This window comes from Vibrio sp. MM46, from assembly GCF_027587135.1.
Classification (GTDB): Bacteria; Pseudomonadota; Gammaproteobacteria; order Enterobacterales; family Vibrionaceae; genus Vibrio; species Vibrio harveyi.
In genome coordinates this window covers 21,210-37,113 of sequence record NZ_JAPPTO010000036.1, presented here as the reverse complement: position 1 = coordinate 37,113, position 15,904 = coordinate 21,210, and the positions used below count along the sequence as shown (strand labels likewise).

The window sequence follows — 15,904 nt, the reverse complement described above, 5'->3', positions numbered from 1 at the left end:
GCTTTACTCGGAGGTACAATGGAATTACCAACATTTAAGTATCATCCAGATCCCATTAAAACGGGTGCTTTAGAAGTTACAGATGCAAATTGTGAATGTTGTGGTGTCAGTCGTGGCTACAGGGCAACTTCTACTATTTACTCTGAGCATGACATAGAAACTATTTGTCCCTGGTGTATTTCTGATGGCTCGGCGGCGAAGAAATTTGACGGAGAGTTTGCTGATCCACATCCATTGATGAAAGCTAGACTTGATAAGTCTGTGGTGAAGGAAGTTTGCGAGAGAACTCCAAGCTATATTTCATGGCAGCAAGAAGTGTGGCTATCGCACTGTGGCGATGCTTGTGAATTTCATGGAGATGCAGAGAAGTCTGATCTATTACAGGTAAAAGACGCTGAATTAGAGGTTTTACTAAACGATCAGCTAATAGGTATTAATGAGTGGCATCAAATAGTCACTTACTATGAAAAAGGTGGAAACCCAGCAATCTACAAGTTCAAGTGTAGATCATGTGGCATTTTTATTATGCGTTGGTTTTAGTGTTTAAGGTGATATGCGGCGGCTTCGGTATTGCGTTGCTCACACCTTAACAGGGCGTTATGCGCACAAATTCATGTGCATTTTTTAGTCACTTGATTGTTTTCATTGAATAAAATAATTTAATACGTGCAACGTTTCGTATATGATTCCGAACCTTGTTGAATTATTGAGTTGAAGAGATGACCACTGCAATTGCACGAGAACATGAATTCTTTGCTGTTGATTCTAAATGGTCTTTATCTTCTGCACCAAAACTCGAGCTAGTTGACCACCCTATAAAAAAATATGTTTATAGTGAACAAGGGGAGTCACTGACCTTGTTTGCAGGAGACGAGCTTCCGATATTGCTGTACCAAGCAAAACAGCTAAACCTAATTAGTAGTGAGCGATTTATTAGTTTAATTTCCAGAGCTGCTTCATGTGGTTCTGAAGTTGAGCAACTTACACTTGATGCGTCAGATGGTGAGTTTTTATCAAAACCACCATACTACATTGGTCGAGTTGCGTATTTAGGCTCTGGTGGAGAGTTTGCTGCGTTGTTTAATCACTCAAGCCGCACCGAGCCGAGTTATAAATTGACAGATACTTGCTGTGTTGAAAGAGCTTTGAATTTTGCATACCTGAAAGATGAGATGTTCTCAGGAGGCAATGTAAACAAAAAGATCTGGCAAGCACCTACATTTGATAATACAATTGATACAGAGACTAGTGCTTACAAGTCTCTATTACTAGAACGTTTGAGGACATTGATCATGCTAATTGGAACCCCTGCTGAAGCTATTGAGTTAGCTGCTGCAAAAAAAGGCGTAGTTCCACCATTAAGAACTTCGCCAGCTGGTAGCGTTACAAAAGTGAGCGTATCTGCTGCTGTGGATTTTTTAAGCGAACAGCAAGAGATCAGAGAAAAGCTCCTTAGAAAACGCCTAGCAAAAGTAAATTGCTAACATTCCCCTGATTAACAAAGCGTCGAAATCTTCGGCGCTTTTTTGTGCGTATAACAAACTGTTTAAGAGTGATTCGCAACGCGTGGCATTTTTACTATGCGTTGCGTTTAGTGTTTAAGGTGGTATGCGGAAGCATTGGTATAGCGTTGCTCACACCTTAACAGGGCGTTAAGCAGTCATAGGTAAGTGAGGAAAGTTAATTGGTTGACTATGAGAAGATGTTCGAAGAACTAGTTCAATACAAAAACGGAATTAATGTTCATTCTGTTAACGTGATTGATAGTTCTATCCTTCACTTGGACGATAAAGCTAAATTATCAAGTGTTGGATTGGGAAAGTATGAAATACTGACTTTTTATGTTGATGGACAAACATATTGTAATGGTACTTTGAACCAAAATGTAAATTTAGAAGGTTGCTTGGTTAATATCCAAACTGAAAACGGTATTGAGCAAGTGATATTCATACCTTCTGAAGTGCCCTACGAAAGTAGCATTCCTCCGGAATATCAAGAAGACTGGTCGTATATGTTGAAGCTTATTGCTCTCGCTCATGAGCTAGGGCATGCGTCAGATATTCAGCGAGCAGATGGTAACTTCAAACTGGAAAATAAGAAAACAGTAAATTTAGTCGGTGCCGAAGCCTACGCGAATGCATATGCTCTTGAGTATTTGAACAAAGTTAACGCGCCCGTCGCAAGAAACACTCTTGCTCGAGCAATTTCCCGAGCTTCCTCTTCAACTAAGGCATTCGAGAAAGAACTTTATTCGTGCGTCTGTAAGCAGATAGGGAAAGGGCGTCTTAAACGTTGGGCTGCTGCTTAACAAATTGTTCAAGAGTGATTCGGCACGCGTGGCATTTTTACTATGCATTAGTTTTAGTGTTTAAGGTGGTATGCGGAGATTTCGGTGTTGCGCGCCTCACACCTTAACAAGGCGTTAGGCAGTACAATAAATGGACGTCTACTTCTACTTTAATTTGGTAAATTATTAGATATTCCGTCTCAATTCTATGTACTGATAATGCAGGTATTCTCGTATTTTGGCAGCATCCCCGTTTTAGGTGGGAGATTAGTCATGTATTTAGGTTTTGCTATTTTGTGCTTTCTTTATGTTTCGGCGACGAGTGTTGTTATTTATGAAAACTATGCGGAACCTCGAGGGTGGAGTGTAGGTGCGTGGTTTTCGGGATTGACGATACTTGTATTAGCTTCATTGATAACTGCCTTTGCGTGTTTGATTTTAAGCTACACCCTTTATGTTTGGTGGACGCCAATCTTGTTATTCCTAATAGGTTCAAGTCTTGCTCAATCTTTTATTGCTAGTTTAAAAGTAAAGAGTCAAGCGTTCGCATTTGTTGGGTTAATTCTTGGATGGGGACTTTTATACGGAGTCGTTCTGTAAGAACTACCTAACAAATTGTTCAAGAGTGATTCGGCACGCGTGGCATTTTTACTATGCGTTAGTTTTAGTGGTTAAGGTGATATGCTGCGGCTTTGGTATTGCGTGCCTCACACCTTAACAAGGCGTTAGGTGCTCATGTGGAAAATAGGAAGTTCTATGCAAATTAGGGAAGTCAGAGTTAGTGATGCTCAGTCAGTGTTAGATCTCATGTATCAATTAGATCGTGAGTCAAAGTTTATGATGCTAGAAGAGGGCGAGAGAAATACTACCCTTGAGCAACAAGTGAAAATTCTAGAGTCATTTTCTGAAAGTGATTCTAAGGTAATGTTCGTTATTTTAAGTGAACAAGAGGTTTGTGGTTTTGTTGCTGGTATCGGTAATACAGCGAATCGAAATCGTCACTCAATGTATTGTGTCATGGGCATCAAGCAATCAGCGTCCGGCAGTGGTTATGGTAAGCAATTACTAAAACATCTCGAAAATTGGGCTTTAGAGCATGAGTTTACAAGGCTTGAACTGACAGTAATGTGTCATAATGACCGAGCATTTAATCTTTATCAGAAACAAGGTTTTGAGGTCGAGGGTACTAAGCGCAATTCTTTGAATGTTGATGGTCGGTATGTTGACGAGTTCTATATGTCAAAACTGCTCCGCACCTAACAAACAATTTAAGAGTGATTCAGCACGCTTGGCATTTTTGGTTTGGGTTTAGTTTGGTGTTTACGGCGGTCAAATTAAGTGTCGTGGTCGCGTGCTTCACACCTTAATTGGGCGTTAGTTTTATGGAGGGAATATTGTGGAAATCTGGAAGTTATTGTTCTTTATACCTGCGTGTTTTGCGCTCAATATGACTCCTGGTCCAAACAATCTATTGTCCATGAACAATGCCCGTTGTTATGGCTTCAAGTCCGCTTTTATTGCGGGACTTGGTCGTATTGCTGCGTTCGCTGTAATGATTGCCTTGGCTGCTTCTGGTTTAGCAGTCGTTCTCTATGCTTCTGAGACTCTATTTCTAACGATTAAAATTGTTGGCGCGGCTTATTTGTTGTGGATTTCCTTTAATCTTTGGCGTTCGGAAGCAAGTCCTGTTTCTGATCTAGAAAATACTCGCAACCGATTAGGTTTAGCTAAACAAGAATTTTTGCTAGCCGCTGGTAATCCAAAGGCGATCTTAATCTTTACCGCCTTCCTACCACAGTTCGTCGATGTTTCAGCGAGTGTAAATAAACAGTTCTTCGTTTTAGGGGCTACGTTCTTAATTTTAGAAATGGGTGCAATATCGATTTATGCGATCTTTGGGATGTACTTAAGGCAGTGGTTTACGAAGCCGAAAATGGCAAAGCGCTTCAATAGAGGCTGTGCGACTTTTTTGGCTATGTCTGGAGCAAGCTTGTTACTGAGTCGCCAGCAATAAAACTAACAAACTGTTTAAGAGTGATTCGCAACGCGTGGCATTTTTACTATGCGTTGTTTTTAGTGTTTAAGGTGGTATGCGGGAGCTTCGGTATTGCGTTGCTCACACCTTAACAGGGCGTTAGGATTCAGGAGAAATAGTTTGGCTCACCCGAATATAGTAGAGCGTCAAGAAGAAGTTAGGAGGTTATTAAACCTTGGTATTGACTTTGACGCCAGTTTGAAAAAGAAACTAGCGGAAAAATACAGTTGTAGCTTAAGTGCAATTAATGCTGATTTAGTCTATTTCAGGAGACCCTCAACTAAAGAAACTTACCATACCTCAGCAGCAATGCGTAAACGTATATTTGCTAGGGATGGGCGAGTGTGTCAGTACTGTGGCGATAGAAACGCTTATGAATACATTGTTGAACATGTGGTACCAGCATCTATTGGTGGTGTATCAATGGAGTATAACCTTGTTATCGCCTGCCAAAAGTGTAATACCAAAAAGAGAAATTCTATTTGGGCTCCGAGAAATTTAGATGAAATTACTATAGATCATCCACAATGGAGAGAGCGGATTTTACTGGGGCTCGAATCCTAACAATCTGTTTAAGAGTGATTCGCAACGCGTGGCATTTTTACTATGCGTTGTGTTTGGTGTTTAAGGTGGTATGCGGGAGCTTCAGTATTGCGTTGCTCACACCTTAACAGGGCGTTAGGTGTTCGGAGAAGTTATGGATAACGTTCAAGTCTTACAACATCAATATTCAATAGCAAAAAATGCTGAATCATTGTCAACCAATAACATTTGGATTTGTACGGGATTTTATGGCTGGGACAGCTTGAACAAAATCGCATTTCTTTGCCATTTTGATCACCCTTGCAGTGTTAAAGCTTTGCCTAATATTCTCCGGAAAATAAGGAAGTTGGTACCCGACAAACACTCCTTTGAGGCTTGTTTAATCGGCGGAAAAGGTTGGTTTTGGCCACGTACTACCCGAAGAAACATTAATGCATGTATACAAAAGCAATCCATAATTAACTTGTCAGTTTCAGAAGCACCTTTTCAGAACTGGATTACCAATAAAGTTGATCTAACCATCAGCTCTAAAACAGGAAAAGTGTCATTTGATAAAGTAGTTGGTCGTTCTACACCAAAGGGAGTATTTTGGTGTATAAAACCTATGCAGCAAGTGTAAATACACCTAACAAGGCATTTAAGACGGATTCCCAACGCTTGGCATTTTTGGTTTTATTCGGCTTGAGTGTTTACGGCACAATGGGTTAAGTTGGGTGGCAGGCGTTGCTCACCACTTAATGCGGCGTTAGAATTATTATTAAGCTAGGAGTAAGTTTTGACAAAATCCGGAGAGTTGTTTGAGCGTTCAATACAAGATGCTGAAGAGATCTTAGAACGTTTTGACGAAGAAAAAAATGGTTCATCAGCCTACAATACGGAATCGCTGAAGCGAGCGGGGTTGGTGCTTACGCTCGCTGCTTGGGAAACCTACGTCAAAAATCGGTTTAATGAGGAAATTGAAGTTTGGCTATTCTCTGTAAAGGGAAGCCAGCTAGGGCATTTTGTTCAAAGAAAAGTAGACGAAGACTTGAAGCGCTTCTTCAATCCGAACACCGCAAAGACTAAGCAACTATTTAAAGCATATTTTGATATCGATGTTACGGAAAGTTGGAAGTGGGATAATTATTATCCATCGCAAGCAAAGAAAGTACTCGATCAGTTTGTATCTATGCGTGGTGATGCTGCACATCAAGCCAATACAAATCAACAGCAAGCTCACCTTGTAAAAAGAGAAGATCTGGCTAAAGCAATTCGCTTTATTAAAGGCTTAGTTAGAGCAATGGACGAAGTCAGTATTGCCAAATAATTCTAACAAAGCATTTAAGAGCGATTCGCAACGCTTGGCATTTTCGCTTCGCTCAAGTATAGCCAAGCGCTGCTCACACCTTAATGCGGCGTTATGCGTAGATGGAGGAAACATGGAAAATCAGGGAAAGCTGTTCTTCTTCTGTGGCAAGATGGGGTCAGGAAAATCGACTAAATCTAAGGTCGTGGCTGCTGAAAATAATGCAGTCCTAATTTCAGAAGACGATTGGTTGTCGGCTCATTATCCTTCAAAAATTCAAACATTTGACGACTACATTAAGTACTCTAATCTCATTAAGCCTTTCGTTAAAAGCCATGTTCAAAGTTTGTTGAATGTTGGGGTTAACGTTGTCATGGATTTTCCAGCAAATACTATTAAGCAAAGAGCTTGGTTCGTATCACTGTGCGTTGAAGTAAGTAGTGAGCATGAGCTCTGGTATTTAGACTTAGCAGATGAGCAATGTTTATCCCAAATTGCTAAGCGCAGAGTAGAACAACCTGAAAGAGCTATGTTTGACACAGAGGCTGTATTTCATCATGTAACTCAGTATTTTGAAGCCCCAGCAGCGAGTGAAAAACTCAGTCTGGTACGTGTGGGATAATACGCATAACAAAGCGTTTAAGAGTGATTCGTAACGCTTGGCATTTTTAATTTGCGTTGGTTTTGGTGTTTAAGGCGTAATGCAGAAAGTTCGGTATTGCGTTACTCACACCTTAACTCGGCGTTATGTGCTTAGAGGAAAGTCGGTAGTGATAAGAGAAATGCATATCTCAGATTACTCGCAAGTAATCGGCTTGTGGTCAACAACAGAAGCGATGTTGCTGCGAGATGCAGATTCAAAGGAAAACATAGGTAAGTACCTAAAACGCAATCCAAATCTTAGTTTCGTCGCATTGGATGGTGACAATATTATTGGTGCTATTTTAGTTGGGACTGATGGTCGTCGAGGTTATGTGCAGCATCTGGCTGTTGATTCAACTTTTCGAGGTAAAGGCGTTGGTGCAAAGCTCATATCTTCAGCAGTGGAAGCTCTATCAAAAATAGGTATAGCCAAAACGCATCTATTTGTCGCAAATGAAAACATTAATGCGCAGTCTTTCTACGAAAAATTAGGTTGGTTTCCTCGCGACGAAGTTCGTATGTTTTCTTTCAATTCTTCTAACAGTAACAAGGTTTAGTACGCACATAACAAACTGTTTAAGAGTGATTCGCAACGCGTGGCATTTTTACTATGCGTTGGTTTTAGTGTTTAAGGTGGTAAGGGGCTACTTCGGTATTGCGTTGCTCACACCTTAACAGGACGTTAGCCCACAAGAGAGAAATAAAAAGTAGAGTTCGATGATCAAAGGTAAAGTTATAGAGTGGAATGACTCAAAAGGTTATGGATTCATTTCGGCATTAAATGGTGAATTAAGAGTTTTTCTCCATATATCAACGGTTCAGAGTAAAGGTCGACGCCCTAAGGTCGATGATGAAGTTAAATTTGAAGTCAACGAAGACAAAAAAGGGCGTTACAACGCCACTAATGTAACAATTCTAGGTTCCGGCTCGGTACCTTCAACAATCATGTTTAGCATCGTCTACTTAGTTTTAGCGAGTACAGCTGTATTCATATTAGGTGGTGAGAAGCTGTTCATTGCAGCTTATATCCTGATGTCCATTGTAACCTACGTAATGTACGCAATAGATAAAAATGCCGCTCAAAACGGCAAATGGCGGACACCAGAAAATACGCTTCATCTTTTATCGTTACTCGGTGGTTGGATGGGGGCATTATGTGCTCAAAATCAACTTCGTCATAAGTCGAAAAAACAGCCATTTAAATCGATTTTGTGGCTGACAATATTCGTAAATATTGGAGCATTTGTTTGGACATTCACTCCATCAGGTTCGGTGTTCGTTCAGAACTTTATTAGCAATTGGTTCTAGCACTAGCGGTGAGATGTGGGCTAACAAACTGTTCAAGAGGGATTCGCAACGCGTGGCATTTTTACTATGCGTTGGTTTTAGTGTTTAAGGTGGTATGCGGCGGCTTTGGTATTGCGTTGCTCACCCCTTAACAGGGCGTTATGTGCTTAGAGGAAAATCGGTAGTGATAAGAGAAATGCATATCTCAGATTACTCGCAAGTAATCGGCTTGTGGTCAACAACAGAAGCGATGTTGCTGCGAGATGCAGATTCAAAGGAAAACATAGGTAAGTACCTAAAACGCAATCCAAATCTTAGTTTCGTCGCATTGGATGGTGACAATATTATTGGTGCTATTTTAGTTGGGACTGATGGTCGTCGAGGTTATGTGCAGCATCTGGCTGTTGATTCAACTTTTCGAGGTAAAGGCGTTGGTGCAAAGCTCATATCTTCAGCAGTGGAAGCTCTATCAAAAATAGGTATAGCCAAGACGCATCTATTCGTCGCAAATGAAAACATTAATGCGCAGTCTTTCTACGAAAAATTAGGTTGGTTTCCTCGCGACGAAGTTCGTATGTTTTCTTTCAATTCATCTAACAGTGACAAGGTTTAGTACGCACATAACAAACTGTTTAAGAGTGATTCGCAACGCGTGGCATTTTTGCTATGCGTTGCGCTTAGTGTTTAAGGTGGCATGCGGCGGCTTCGGTATTGCGTTGCTCACACCTTAACAGGGCGTTAGTGCGCAAAGATAAAAATTATAATTAGCAGGATTTAAAATGAGTGAAATTGCTCGCTTCATATCTGGTAAAGCTCCAGATAAATTTGGTCGCAATGTAGAGCAGTTGTTAGCATACAACCACTTCTGGCTAGAGCATGATCATAAGTATATTCAAGTTCTTTTCCCGATAGATGAGGGTACTAAGTTCAATCAACATGCTCCTTTGGTAGCTCAAGCAGATCGAGAGGCTTTTGCTAATTCAGAAGAATTGCGCGTTGCTCACATAAAAGCTCTCGACCTCTTACTTGAGTTTTGGGGATTACAGCGAGATGGGTATGAAATTTCTTCATTACTGGAACTAAGTCCTGCTAACCACGTCTGGCTTAAAAGTCATGACCACAACCAACTCCGCCTGACCCGAGCAATTCGTAGTTTGTATTTACTCGGTAATGAGCAGATAGCAGCTAACTTGTGTGACTTTCTCGTGGCTGCAGCTAGAGAAACCGGCATGGTTTCAGATAAAACTGTCGAGTATTGGCGTAACGCGCTCAAGGGTTAGGGGATCGCTGAAAAAGCGCACTAACAAACTGTTTAAGAGTGATTCGCAACGCGTGGCATTTTTACTATGCGTTAGGTTTAGTGTTTAAGGTGGTATGCGGTGGCTTCGGTATTGCGTTGCTCACACCTTAACAGGGCGTTATAACTCTATGGAGAAAGCTAAATGATCAAATACTTTTCTAATCATACGAGCCTTGAAAACCGAGCTCTTCAGATATGGCAAATTTTGATAGGGTTCGCTTACGAACGCAAAATTACTACTTACGGTGAAGTCGCTGAAATTCTTGGATATAAGGGAGCGGGGACAATGGATAGACAATTAGGTCATATTCTTCACTTTTGTGCTCAGAACAAACTGCCTCCTTTAAGTGTTTTGGTTGTTAACGCCGAAACAGGCTTGCCTGGTGATGGCTTTGAAACTATCGGGGACTTACACAAAGCTAGAGAAAAGGTATTCAATTACGACTGGTTTGACGTAATACCTCCGACACCAGAGCAGTTTGCGAAAGCATGGGATATCGCAGAGGAAAACAACTTTAGCATCGAGTTATAACAATCTGTTTAAGAGTGATTCGCAACGCGTGGCATTGTCACTATGCGTTGGTTTAGGTGATTAAGGTGTTATGCGGTGGCATCGGTATTGCGTTGCTCACACCTTAACAGGGCGTTAGTTTGCAAGAGGAAAAACGCAGCTATATCGCAAGATCTAGTGGTAAAAGCTCAAAGTTGAAATTGTCGTATCGGCGTTCAATTTCAGTGTTAACTGGCGTGGTGAAAATTCAAAATTGGCATCGTTTCAACGGTTGATTTGTTCTTTGGAGCGGTGGTTTTGGGGTTAACTGAGTCGAACTTTTTTGCTGAAACTCTGCTCGTTGAGTTTGTTGGTACAAAAGACGATTTACTCGCTGAAATGGCGTTTTCTCTGGTGTGGTAAGTTCATGTGGTTTCAGTGGCTTTGTTGAAAGTCCGCATTGTGAGATTGGTTTTCCAAAAGCGCTTTTTGGTGTTGTTAGTTCGTTTTCTGCGGCGTTGTTTGTTCCACGTGGTTTCATTGAGTAGCCGCTTTGAGACTACGCCTGACTTAAGTGCATCAAAACACATAAAGTTTGTTGTTTGCAAAGTTTAAAATGACGTAAAATCAACGCTTTGGGTTTGCAAACTAACAAACTGTTTAAGAGTGATTCGCAACGCGTGGCATTTTTACTATGCGTTAGTTTTAGTGTTTAAGGTGGTATGCGGTAGCATCGTTATTGCGTTGCTCACACCTTAACAGGGCGTTATGTTTGCCGGCGGTATCGAAAAGCTAATGTAATTCAATGTTATATGATAATTAGAGATTTCGACTGAGCTCCAGAAGCCTACAACGGGCGTTATGATGAATATCACACTGAAATTACCCTTGTTGCATATTCGCTAACTAGGGACACAGAAATGCATACGCCCATCAAATTCTATATTTCTTTACCTTTTGACTTGTTCAGGCTCGGACGCAAAACTAAGGCAAAGTTTGATTACATTCGAACGACTCCTCCACGAGATATGGAGGCTGTATGGGATATTAAAAATATATAATAAAAACGGAATTGAGTTCGTTGATTGTAAATCCGGAGGGCTGTCTCTCTTCAATTATCGAAACCCTCATTTTGGTACGTTGTGGTGGAAGATTCCACAACATACTAAAATGCCAAATGGTTTGCATGTTTCGCTGGACGAAGGTGGAAGTAAAGGGAAGCATCATTTCACAATTCGTCCGCTTCAAGATATGCCTCTTAGTTTATATTTGACAAAATTACAGCAGTTAGAATCTAGTGCCAGACCATGTTTTATTAATTCTCCAAACTCACAGGTAGGTTGAAATGTTCAATGAAAAAGAGCTCCGTTATATCAAGCTGTGCTTAAAAGAAAAACTAGAAAGAGAGCATGCTCTGTTATCCCAATTGGACGAAGACAGTGATGAGTATATGGAAAAAGCAAATGATCTTATGGTACTAGACTCTTTGATCGCCAAGCTTAGCCAATAGGCAAACATAACAAAGCATTTAAGAGTGATTCCCAACGCTTGGCATTTTTCATTCCATCGTTGGGTTTTGTGTTTACGGTGGTATGGTTAGGTTTCGTGGTAGCGTTGCTCACACCTTAATGCGGCGTTATAACACAGAATCAACTTCTTGCTCAAAAGGATTAGTTGAACTATTATTTGTACGTTATTCTGTACTAATGGGAGTTCAATATGAGTCGTATTCATTTCGATCAAGATATTCAGCCTTTATCTGAGTTTCGTGCCGGTGTAGCTTCATACATCAAACAAATCAATGAGACTCGTCGTCCATTGGTTATTACGCAACGTGGCAAAGGTGTTGCTGTTGTTCTCGATGTTGCTGAGTATGAAGCAATGCAAGAGAAAATCGAATTACTGGAAGAAATGCGCACAGCAGAAGCTCAGTTAGCTTCTGGTCTCGGTGTTTCCAATGATGATGCGCGTGCTCAAGTACTTGGGCGCATTAAGAAATGAAAGTAGTCTGGTCTCCATTAGCACTTCAGAAACTGGGTGATGCAGCGGAGTTTATTTCTTTGGATAATCCACCTGCGGCAGAGAGGTGGGTAAACGAAGTTTTTGACAAAACTGAACTCCTTGGAAGTATGCCTGAAATGGGGCGGTTTGTTCCTGAAATGCCCCACACGAACTATCGCGAAATCATCTTTGGTCACTATCGTATTATCTACAGTTTAAGTCACGAAATCCGCGTACTAACAGTTCGTAATTGCCGTCAAATTTTATCGGAAGATGACGTGTAAAACTGTGTTATAACAAACTGTTTAAGAGTGATTCGCAACGCTTGGCATTTTTGCTATGCGTTGCGTTTAGTGTTTAAGGTGGCATGCGGAAGCATCAGTATTGCGTTGCTCACACCTTAACAGAGCGTTAGTACGGGTTTGACATTAAAGGTCATAAGTTTTGGTGTTTATCTATTTTGGCGTTCGTCTTTACACCTTTCAGTTTGTACCTTTCACTTTCTTTCCGGTGGCACTATATGCGGAGTGTTTGCTTTGATTTCACCGTTTACGGTTTCTAACTATTAGCCTATTTCTTTGGCGCTTCTTCATTCTCGTGGTGGCTTTTGAGAGAACCTTGATTATTTTTGGTGTGGCTGTTGAAGTACGAGGAAAGAATCCTTTTCTAATTTGAAGCCAGTAAAAGTAGGGTGGCTCAGTGCGTTTTTCTTCTAGCCAACTTTCCTCTCTTAATCGGTGTAAAGTTTTGTAGCTGCCCGTCTCACTTCAGTGTTCAAAGCCTTTCATATCATGCAAGTTTTCAATATCTTGGAGCGCATAAATAGAAGTAGCGCATGTACTAACAAATTGCTTAAGAGTGATTCGTAACGCGTGGCATTTTTACTTTGCGGTGGCTTATGGTGATTAAGGCGCTGTGCGGTAGCTTTTGTATTGCGTTACTCACACCTTAGCAAGGCGTTATGTACTAGGAGGTAAATTTGAGTTTTATCAATATGTTAATTGAAGAGATTGAATCACAAGAACGTACCAAAGTTTGTTCAGTTTGTACGGGAAGTGGTTCTACTATTAGTTTTGCTCGAGCTCGTTTTATTGGCAAGTACGGTGATTGGGCAGATGATATTGATAGCAAATACTCTGACGTGAGGAGAGCTTGGGAAGAAGCTGGTAAGCCGTCTTTTGCTGAGTTTGAGCAAACATGTTTGGATATCGGTTTAGGAAATGAAGAAGCCAAAGATACATATGAGCTTTTTCTAACTAAAGAGAGCAGAGAGAAGTGCCATAACTGCGAGGGTGGTCGTGAACTTACAGAACACGGTAGAGAAGTCGCAAAGCTAAAACAGCTCATCACGAATTTATAGTACGTACATAACAAAGCATTTAAGAGTGATTCGCAACGCTTGGCAGTTTCGCTTCGCTCAAGTATAGCCAAGCGCTGCTCACACCTTAATGCGGCGTTAGTACCAAAATAAAATTAGGCTTCGGAGTATTTGAAAATGTTCTTTTCTAGTTCATCTCAACCCTTAGTTAACGGCGCTCACTTGTGCGAAGAGTTAACTAGATTTTTATCTGAAAACAAAAGTGACTTTGAACAGAAACTTATCCCAGATCTATCTCATATAGATCATATGGCTCACAATGTTAATGGCATAGAAGTCGAAAAGATTTCTTTTGTGGGCTGTAATCAATATCAACTCGATTATTCATACGATTGGGAAGTCTATCGTGGTTGCTCTGATATGAATGAAGCTGATATCGAACATGAAAGCGTATTGTTTGTCCTCAATGATGACGGCTTCATCGAAATGGATTTCCCAGAATATGAAGAGCGTGATACTCGCGAGGAATTTTAGTACTAACAAACTGTTCAAGAGGGATTCGCAACGCGTGGCATTTTCACTATGCGTTGATTTTAGTGATTAAGGTGGTGTGCGGTGACTTCGGTATTGCGTTGCTCACCCCTTAACAGGGCGTTAGGCGACATGAGATAAACGATAGAGTAGTGATAGTATCTTGGCGTGAATCTAGCTTCAGTTAATTGAAAAGGAGTGGATCAATGAATGGTAAAGCATTTGATAATTGGCAAAAATCGCGAAAGAAAGGATGTTTAAATTGGCTTTTCAGAACCACTTTCGTCACAGCCATTTTGTACATGATTTTTAATGTTATTTTCCTTTATCCATCTTCTGATGCGGTAAGCATTACGATTTTCTTATCGGATAATGCTCTTAATTACTCAATTTACACGATCGGGATGTTTTTCGCATTTTGGGCTATTTGGCTATACAACGAATCTTCGTATGAGAAAGAAGTTAAACGTAGAAATGTCGCCTAACAAACTGTTCAAGAGGGATTCGCAACGCGTGGCACTTTTACTATGCGTTGGTTTTAGTGATTAAGGTGGTATGCGGCAGCTTTCGTATTGCGTTGCTCACCCCTTAACAGGGCGTTATGTGCTTGGAGATAAAATGATAAAACAGCCTCCTTACAAAGTTGATTTTGGGCAATCAGGAGATGTGCCTCCGGCGCACGTTGTTGCCATAGATAAGACCTCAATAAAGTTAAGCAAGAACAACCGAGATGGTGATACAGATGGTTGTATTGATGAACTTCATCTCAGTAGTGGGCTTGAATCAGAAGAAACTAAACAGATAATGCTTGGGCTCAATAAGCAGGGTTTTGTGTTTGCTTACGATGATAAAGCTTATATTTCACCTAGCCATTTTATGAAGCAACTTTTATTGAGCGGCGACCTCAGAACATCATTCATAGAAATCAGTTGGTCAAGCACAAAGCAATGGTGCCTTACAGAGTATGAATTTGAGCAACGCACATAACAAACTGTTCAAGAGGGATTCGCAACGCGTGGCATTTTCACTATGCGTTGGTTTTAGTGTTTAAGGCGGTATGCAGCGGCTCTTGTATTGCGTTGCTCACCCCTTAACAGGGCGTTATGCGGTTGCGTGGATTTCTTGAATTCGTGATAGAATAACTTGTTGTTTAAGCTAGAGTTTGATTGCTATGTCTACAAAGACGCCAGTGTTGTTTCGAGAACCCACATTCTATATTCCAGTAGCTCTATTAATAGTGCTTTCTATTGTAATAACTATCGTCATTTCTGTTAAATCTCATTTGCAGTGGAACTTAACATATGAGGGTTTTAATTTTGCAATAGTCGTTTTTCGAGTGCCATTGACCCTACTTGCAGTTTGTGGAACTTGGGCTGCTTTTGTAGCAGCAAACCATCGCTCCAAATTAGCAATAGCTCAGATGAAGCTCACTAGCGAACAAAATGTATTTACTAATTACTTCAAGCACCTAGAAGAGTTTGAAAAATACATGGCTAAACAATCAAATATCAAGTTGCAAAAGAGTATTAGAGATCTCCACGATACTTTATATGGTTCGTTTGATATGTTTCAGCCTAGAGTTCGTGATGAGCTGAGAGGCTCTCTGATCAAGAGCTTAGATGTATGTACTGAGGTATTATTTAAGTTTGAAAAAGGTGGAGAGATTAATCCACGGTTGTCTGTTAAGACTTGGAATGACGCTATAGGTAAAGTTCGGACTACAGTCGGTTTAGGTTTAACCCTGTCCGAGCATGAGACGCGACTAATAGAGCATGCAGGCATTGTTGAACCATATGCTCGAGACTATGAAGTGCTAGTGAGAGAAACAGTTCTTGTTTTCGATGTATTAGAAAACATCATGAAATTTTCGATGGATAGTATTCAATCCAATCATTTTATTAGTGTTAGGTTAGCTTTAGAGTACAAGGTTCAAACTGGCTCTTTAGATATGGCAAATCTTCGTTTTGATTATAATGATCAAGTTCAAACATTCGAACCAGTTGACTTTGGAATGGAAAGTAATTTAGCCATCTTGTCGTAAGCAAAAAACCGCATAACAAACTGTTTAAGAGTGATTCGCAACGCGTGGCATTTTTACTATGCGTTAGTTTTAGTGTTTAAGGTGGTATGCGGCAGCTTCGGTATTGCGTTGCTCACACCTTAACAGGGCGTTATGCCTACAAGT

The 15,904-nt window shown here is 40.7% G+C and carries 24 protein-coding genes; all 24 read left to right on the top strand.

Translation table 11 applies throughout. The features are described 5' to 3' along the window. Positions 1–540: CbrC family protein (locus tag OH459_RS25935; protein ID WP_269989497.1), on the top strand; the 540-nt coding region annotated here is incomplete at its 5' end. Positions 541–719: 179 nt separating this feature from the next. Beyond that, positions 720–1,484: a hypothetical protein gene (locus OH459_RS25925; RefSeq protein WP_269989496.1), complete on the top strand. Its 765-nt coding sequence runs from the start codon at positions 720–722 to the stop codon at positions 1,482–1,484. Between the two features lie 200 nt (positions 1,485–1,684). Further along, positions 1,685–2,308 (top strand): hypothetical protein, encoded by a 624-nt coding sequence (locus tag OH459_RS25915; protein ID WP_269989495.1) that lies wholly within the window; start codon positions 1,685–1,687, stop codon positions 2,306–2,308. A gap of 252 nt (positions 2,309–2,560) precedes the next feature. Next, entirely contained in the window at positions 2,561–2,887 is a 327-nt protein-coding gene (locus tag OH459_RS25905) for a hypothetical protein (protein ID WP_102389680.1), read from the top strand. A 156-nt stretch (positions 2,888–3,043) separates the two neighbouring features. Continuing rightward, positions 3,044–3,547 carry a GNAT family N-acetyltransferase gene (locus OH459_RS25895; protein WP_269989493.1) on the top strand — a complete coding sequence of 168 codons (504 nt, stop codon included), beginning with the start codon at positions 3,044–3,046 and terminating at the stop codon, positions 3,545–3,547. 136 nt (positions 3,548–3,683) lie between these two features. After that, on the top strand, positions 3,684–4,301 hold the full coding sequence (locus OH459_RS25890) for a LysE family translocator (RefSeq protein WP_269989492.1): 618 nt from the start codon (positions 3,684–3,686) through the stop codon (positions 4,299–4,301). 141 nt (positions 4,302–4,442) lie between these two features. After that, on the top strand, positions 4,443–4,886 hold the full coding sequence (locus OH459_RS25880; RefSeq protein ID WP_050905074.1) for an HNH endonuclease: 444 nt from the start codon (positions 4,443–4,445) through the stop codon (positions 4,884–4,886). 133 nt (positions 4,887–5,019) lie between these two features. Next, positions 5,020–5,484 (top strand): hypothetical protein, encoded by a 465-nt coding sequence (locus tag OH459_RS25870; protein ID WP_258491012.1) that lies wholly within the window; start codon positions 5,020–5,022, stop codon positions 5,482–5,484. 174 nt (positions 5,485–5,658) lie between these two features. Then, positions 5,659–6,171 (top strand): HEPN domain-containing protein, encoded by a 513-nt coding sequence (locus OH459_RS25865; RefSeq protein WP_230677364.1) that lies wholly within the window; start codon positions 5,659–5,661, stop codon positions 6,169–6,171. Between the two features lie 112 nt (positions 6,172–6,283). Further along, entirely contained in the window at positions 6,284–6,772 is a 489-nt protein-coding gene (locus tag OH459_RS25860) for an AAA family ATPase (protein WP_138955630.1), read from the top strand. Positions 6,773–6,932: 160 nt separating this feature from the next. Further along, a complete protein-coding gene (locus OH459_RS25855; RefSeq protein ID WP_269989498.1) occupies positions 6,933–7,349 on the top strand; it encodes a GNAT family N-acetyltransferase in 417 nt (138 codons plus the stop codon). A gap of 160 nt (positions 7,350–7,509) precedes the next feature. Next, a complete protein-coding gene (locus OH459_RS25845; RefSeq protein WP_025611578.1) occupies positions 7,510–8,100 on the top strand; it encodes a cold shock and DUF1294 domain-containing protein in 591 nt (196 codons plus the stop codon). 175 nt (positions 8,101–8,275) lie between these two features. Next, positions 8,276–8,692 (top strand): GNAT family N-acetyltransferase, encoded by a 417-nt coding sequence (locus tag OH459_RS25835; RefSeq protein ID WP_163000628.1) that lies wholly within the window; start codon positions 8,276–8,278, stop codon positions 8,690–8,692. Positions 8,693–8,858: 166 nt separating this feature from the next. After that, entirely contained in the window at positions 8,859–9,359 is a 501-nt protein-coding gene (locus OH459_RS25825; protein WP_269989490.1) for an opioid growth factor receptor-related protein, read from the top strand. Positions 9,360–9,665: 306 nt separating this feature from the next. Further along, positions 9,666–9,911 (top strand): hypothetical protein, encoded by a 246-nt coding sequence (locus OH459_RS25815; RefSeq protein ID WP_225478311.1) that lies wholly within the window; start codon positions 9,666–9,668, stop codon positions 9,909–9,911. A gap of 915 nt (positions 9,912–10,826) precedes the next feature. Then, complete coding sequence (locus OH459_RS28340; RefSeq protein ID WP_443088662.1) at positions 10,827–11,213, top strand: hypothetical protein; 387 nt, start codon at positions 10,827–10,829, stop codon at positions 11,211–11,213. Position 11,214: 1 nt separating this feature from the next. Further along, the gene (locus tag OH459_RS25805) at positions 11,215–11,379 is read left to right on the top strand and encodes a hypothetical protein (protein ID WP_162836306.1); all 165 of its coding nucleotides are present in this window, start codon (positions 11,215–11,217) and stop codon (positions 11,377–11,379) included. 209 nt (positions 11,380–11,588) lie between these two features. Then, positions 11,589–11,870, top strand: coding sequence for a type II toxin-antitoxin system Phd/YefM family antitoxin (locus OH459_RS25800; protein WP_000086647.1), 282 nt, complete (start codon positions 11,589–11,591; stop codon positions 11,868–11,870). Next, positions 11,867–12,154, top strand: a complete 288-nt coding sequence (locus OH459_RS25795) for a type II toxin-antitoxin system RelE/ParE family toxin (RefSeq protein WP_005445239.1) — start codon at positions 11,867–11,869, stop codon at positions 12,152–12,154. Before OH459_RS25800 ends, OH459_RS25795 begins: the two co-directional genes overlap by 4 nt. 695 nt (positions 12,155–12,849) lie before the next feature. Then, on the top strand, positions 12,850–13,230 hold the full coding sequence (locus OH459_RS25780) for a hypothetical protein (RefSeq protein WP_104411071.1): 381 nt from the start codon (positions 12,850–12,852) through the stop codon (positions 13,228–13,230). 135 nt (positions 13,231–13,365) lie between these two features. Further along, complete coding sequence (locus OH459_RS25775; RefSeq protein ID WP_258514428.1) at positions 13,366–13,722, top strand: hypothetical protein; 357 nt, start codon at positions 13,366–13,368, stop codon at positions 13,720–13,722. A 203-nt stretch (positions 13,723–13,925) separates the two neighbouring features. Next, the gene (locus OH459_RS25765; RefSeq protein WP_169572383.1) at positions 13,926–14,204 is read left to right on the top strand and encodes a hypothetical protein; all 279 of its coding nucleotides are present in this window, start codon (positions 13,926–13,928) and stop codon (positions 14,202–14,204) included. Between the two features lie 133 nt (positions 14,205–14,337). Continuing rightward, positions 14,338–14,706, top strand: a complete 369-nt coding sequence (locus tag OH459_RS25755) for a hypothetical protein (RefSeq protein WP_269989457.1) — start codon at positions 14,338–14,340, stop codon at positions 14,704–14,706. A gap of 184 nt (positions 14,707–14,890) precedes the next feature. Continuing rightward, entirely contained in the window at positions 14,891–15,760 is an 870-nt protein-coding gene (locus OH459_RS25745; protein WP_269989455.1) for a hypothetical protein, read from the top strand. The last annotated feature ends 144 nt before the right edge of the window (positions 15,761–15,904 follow it).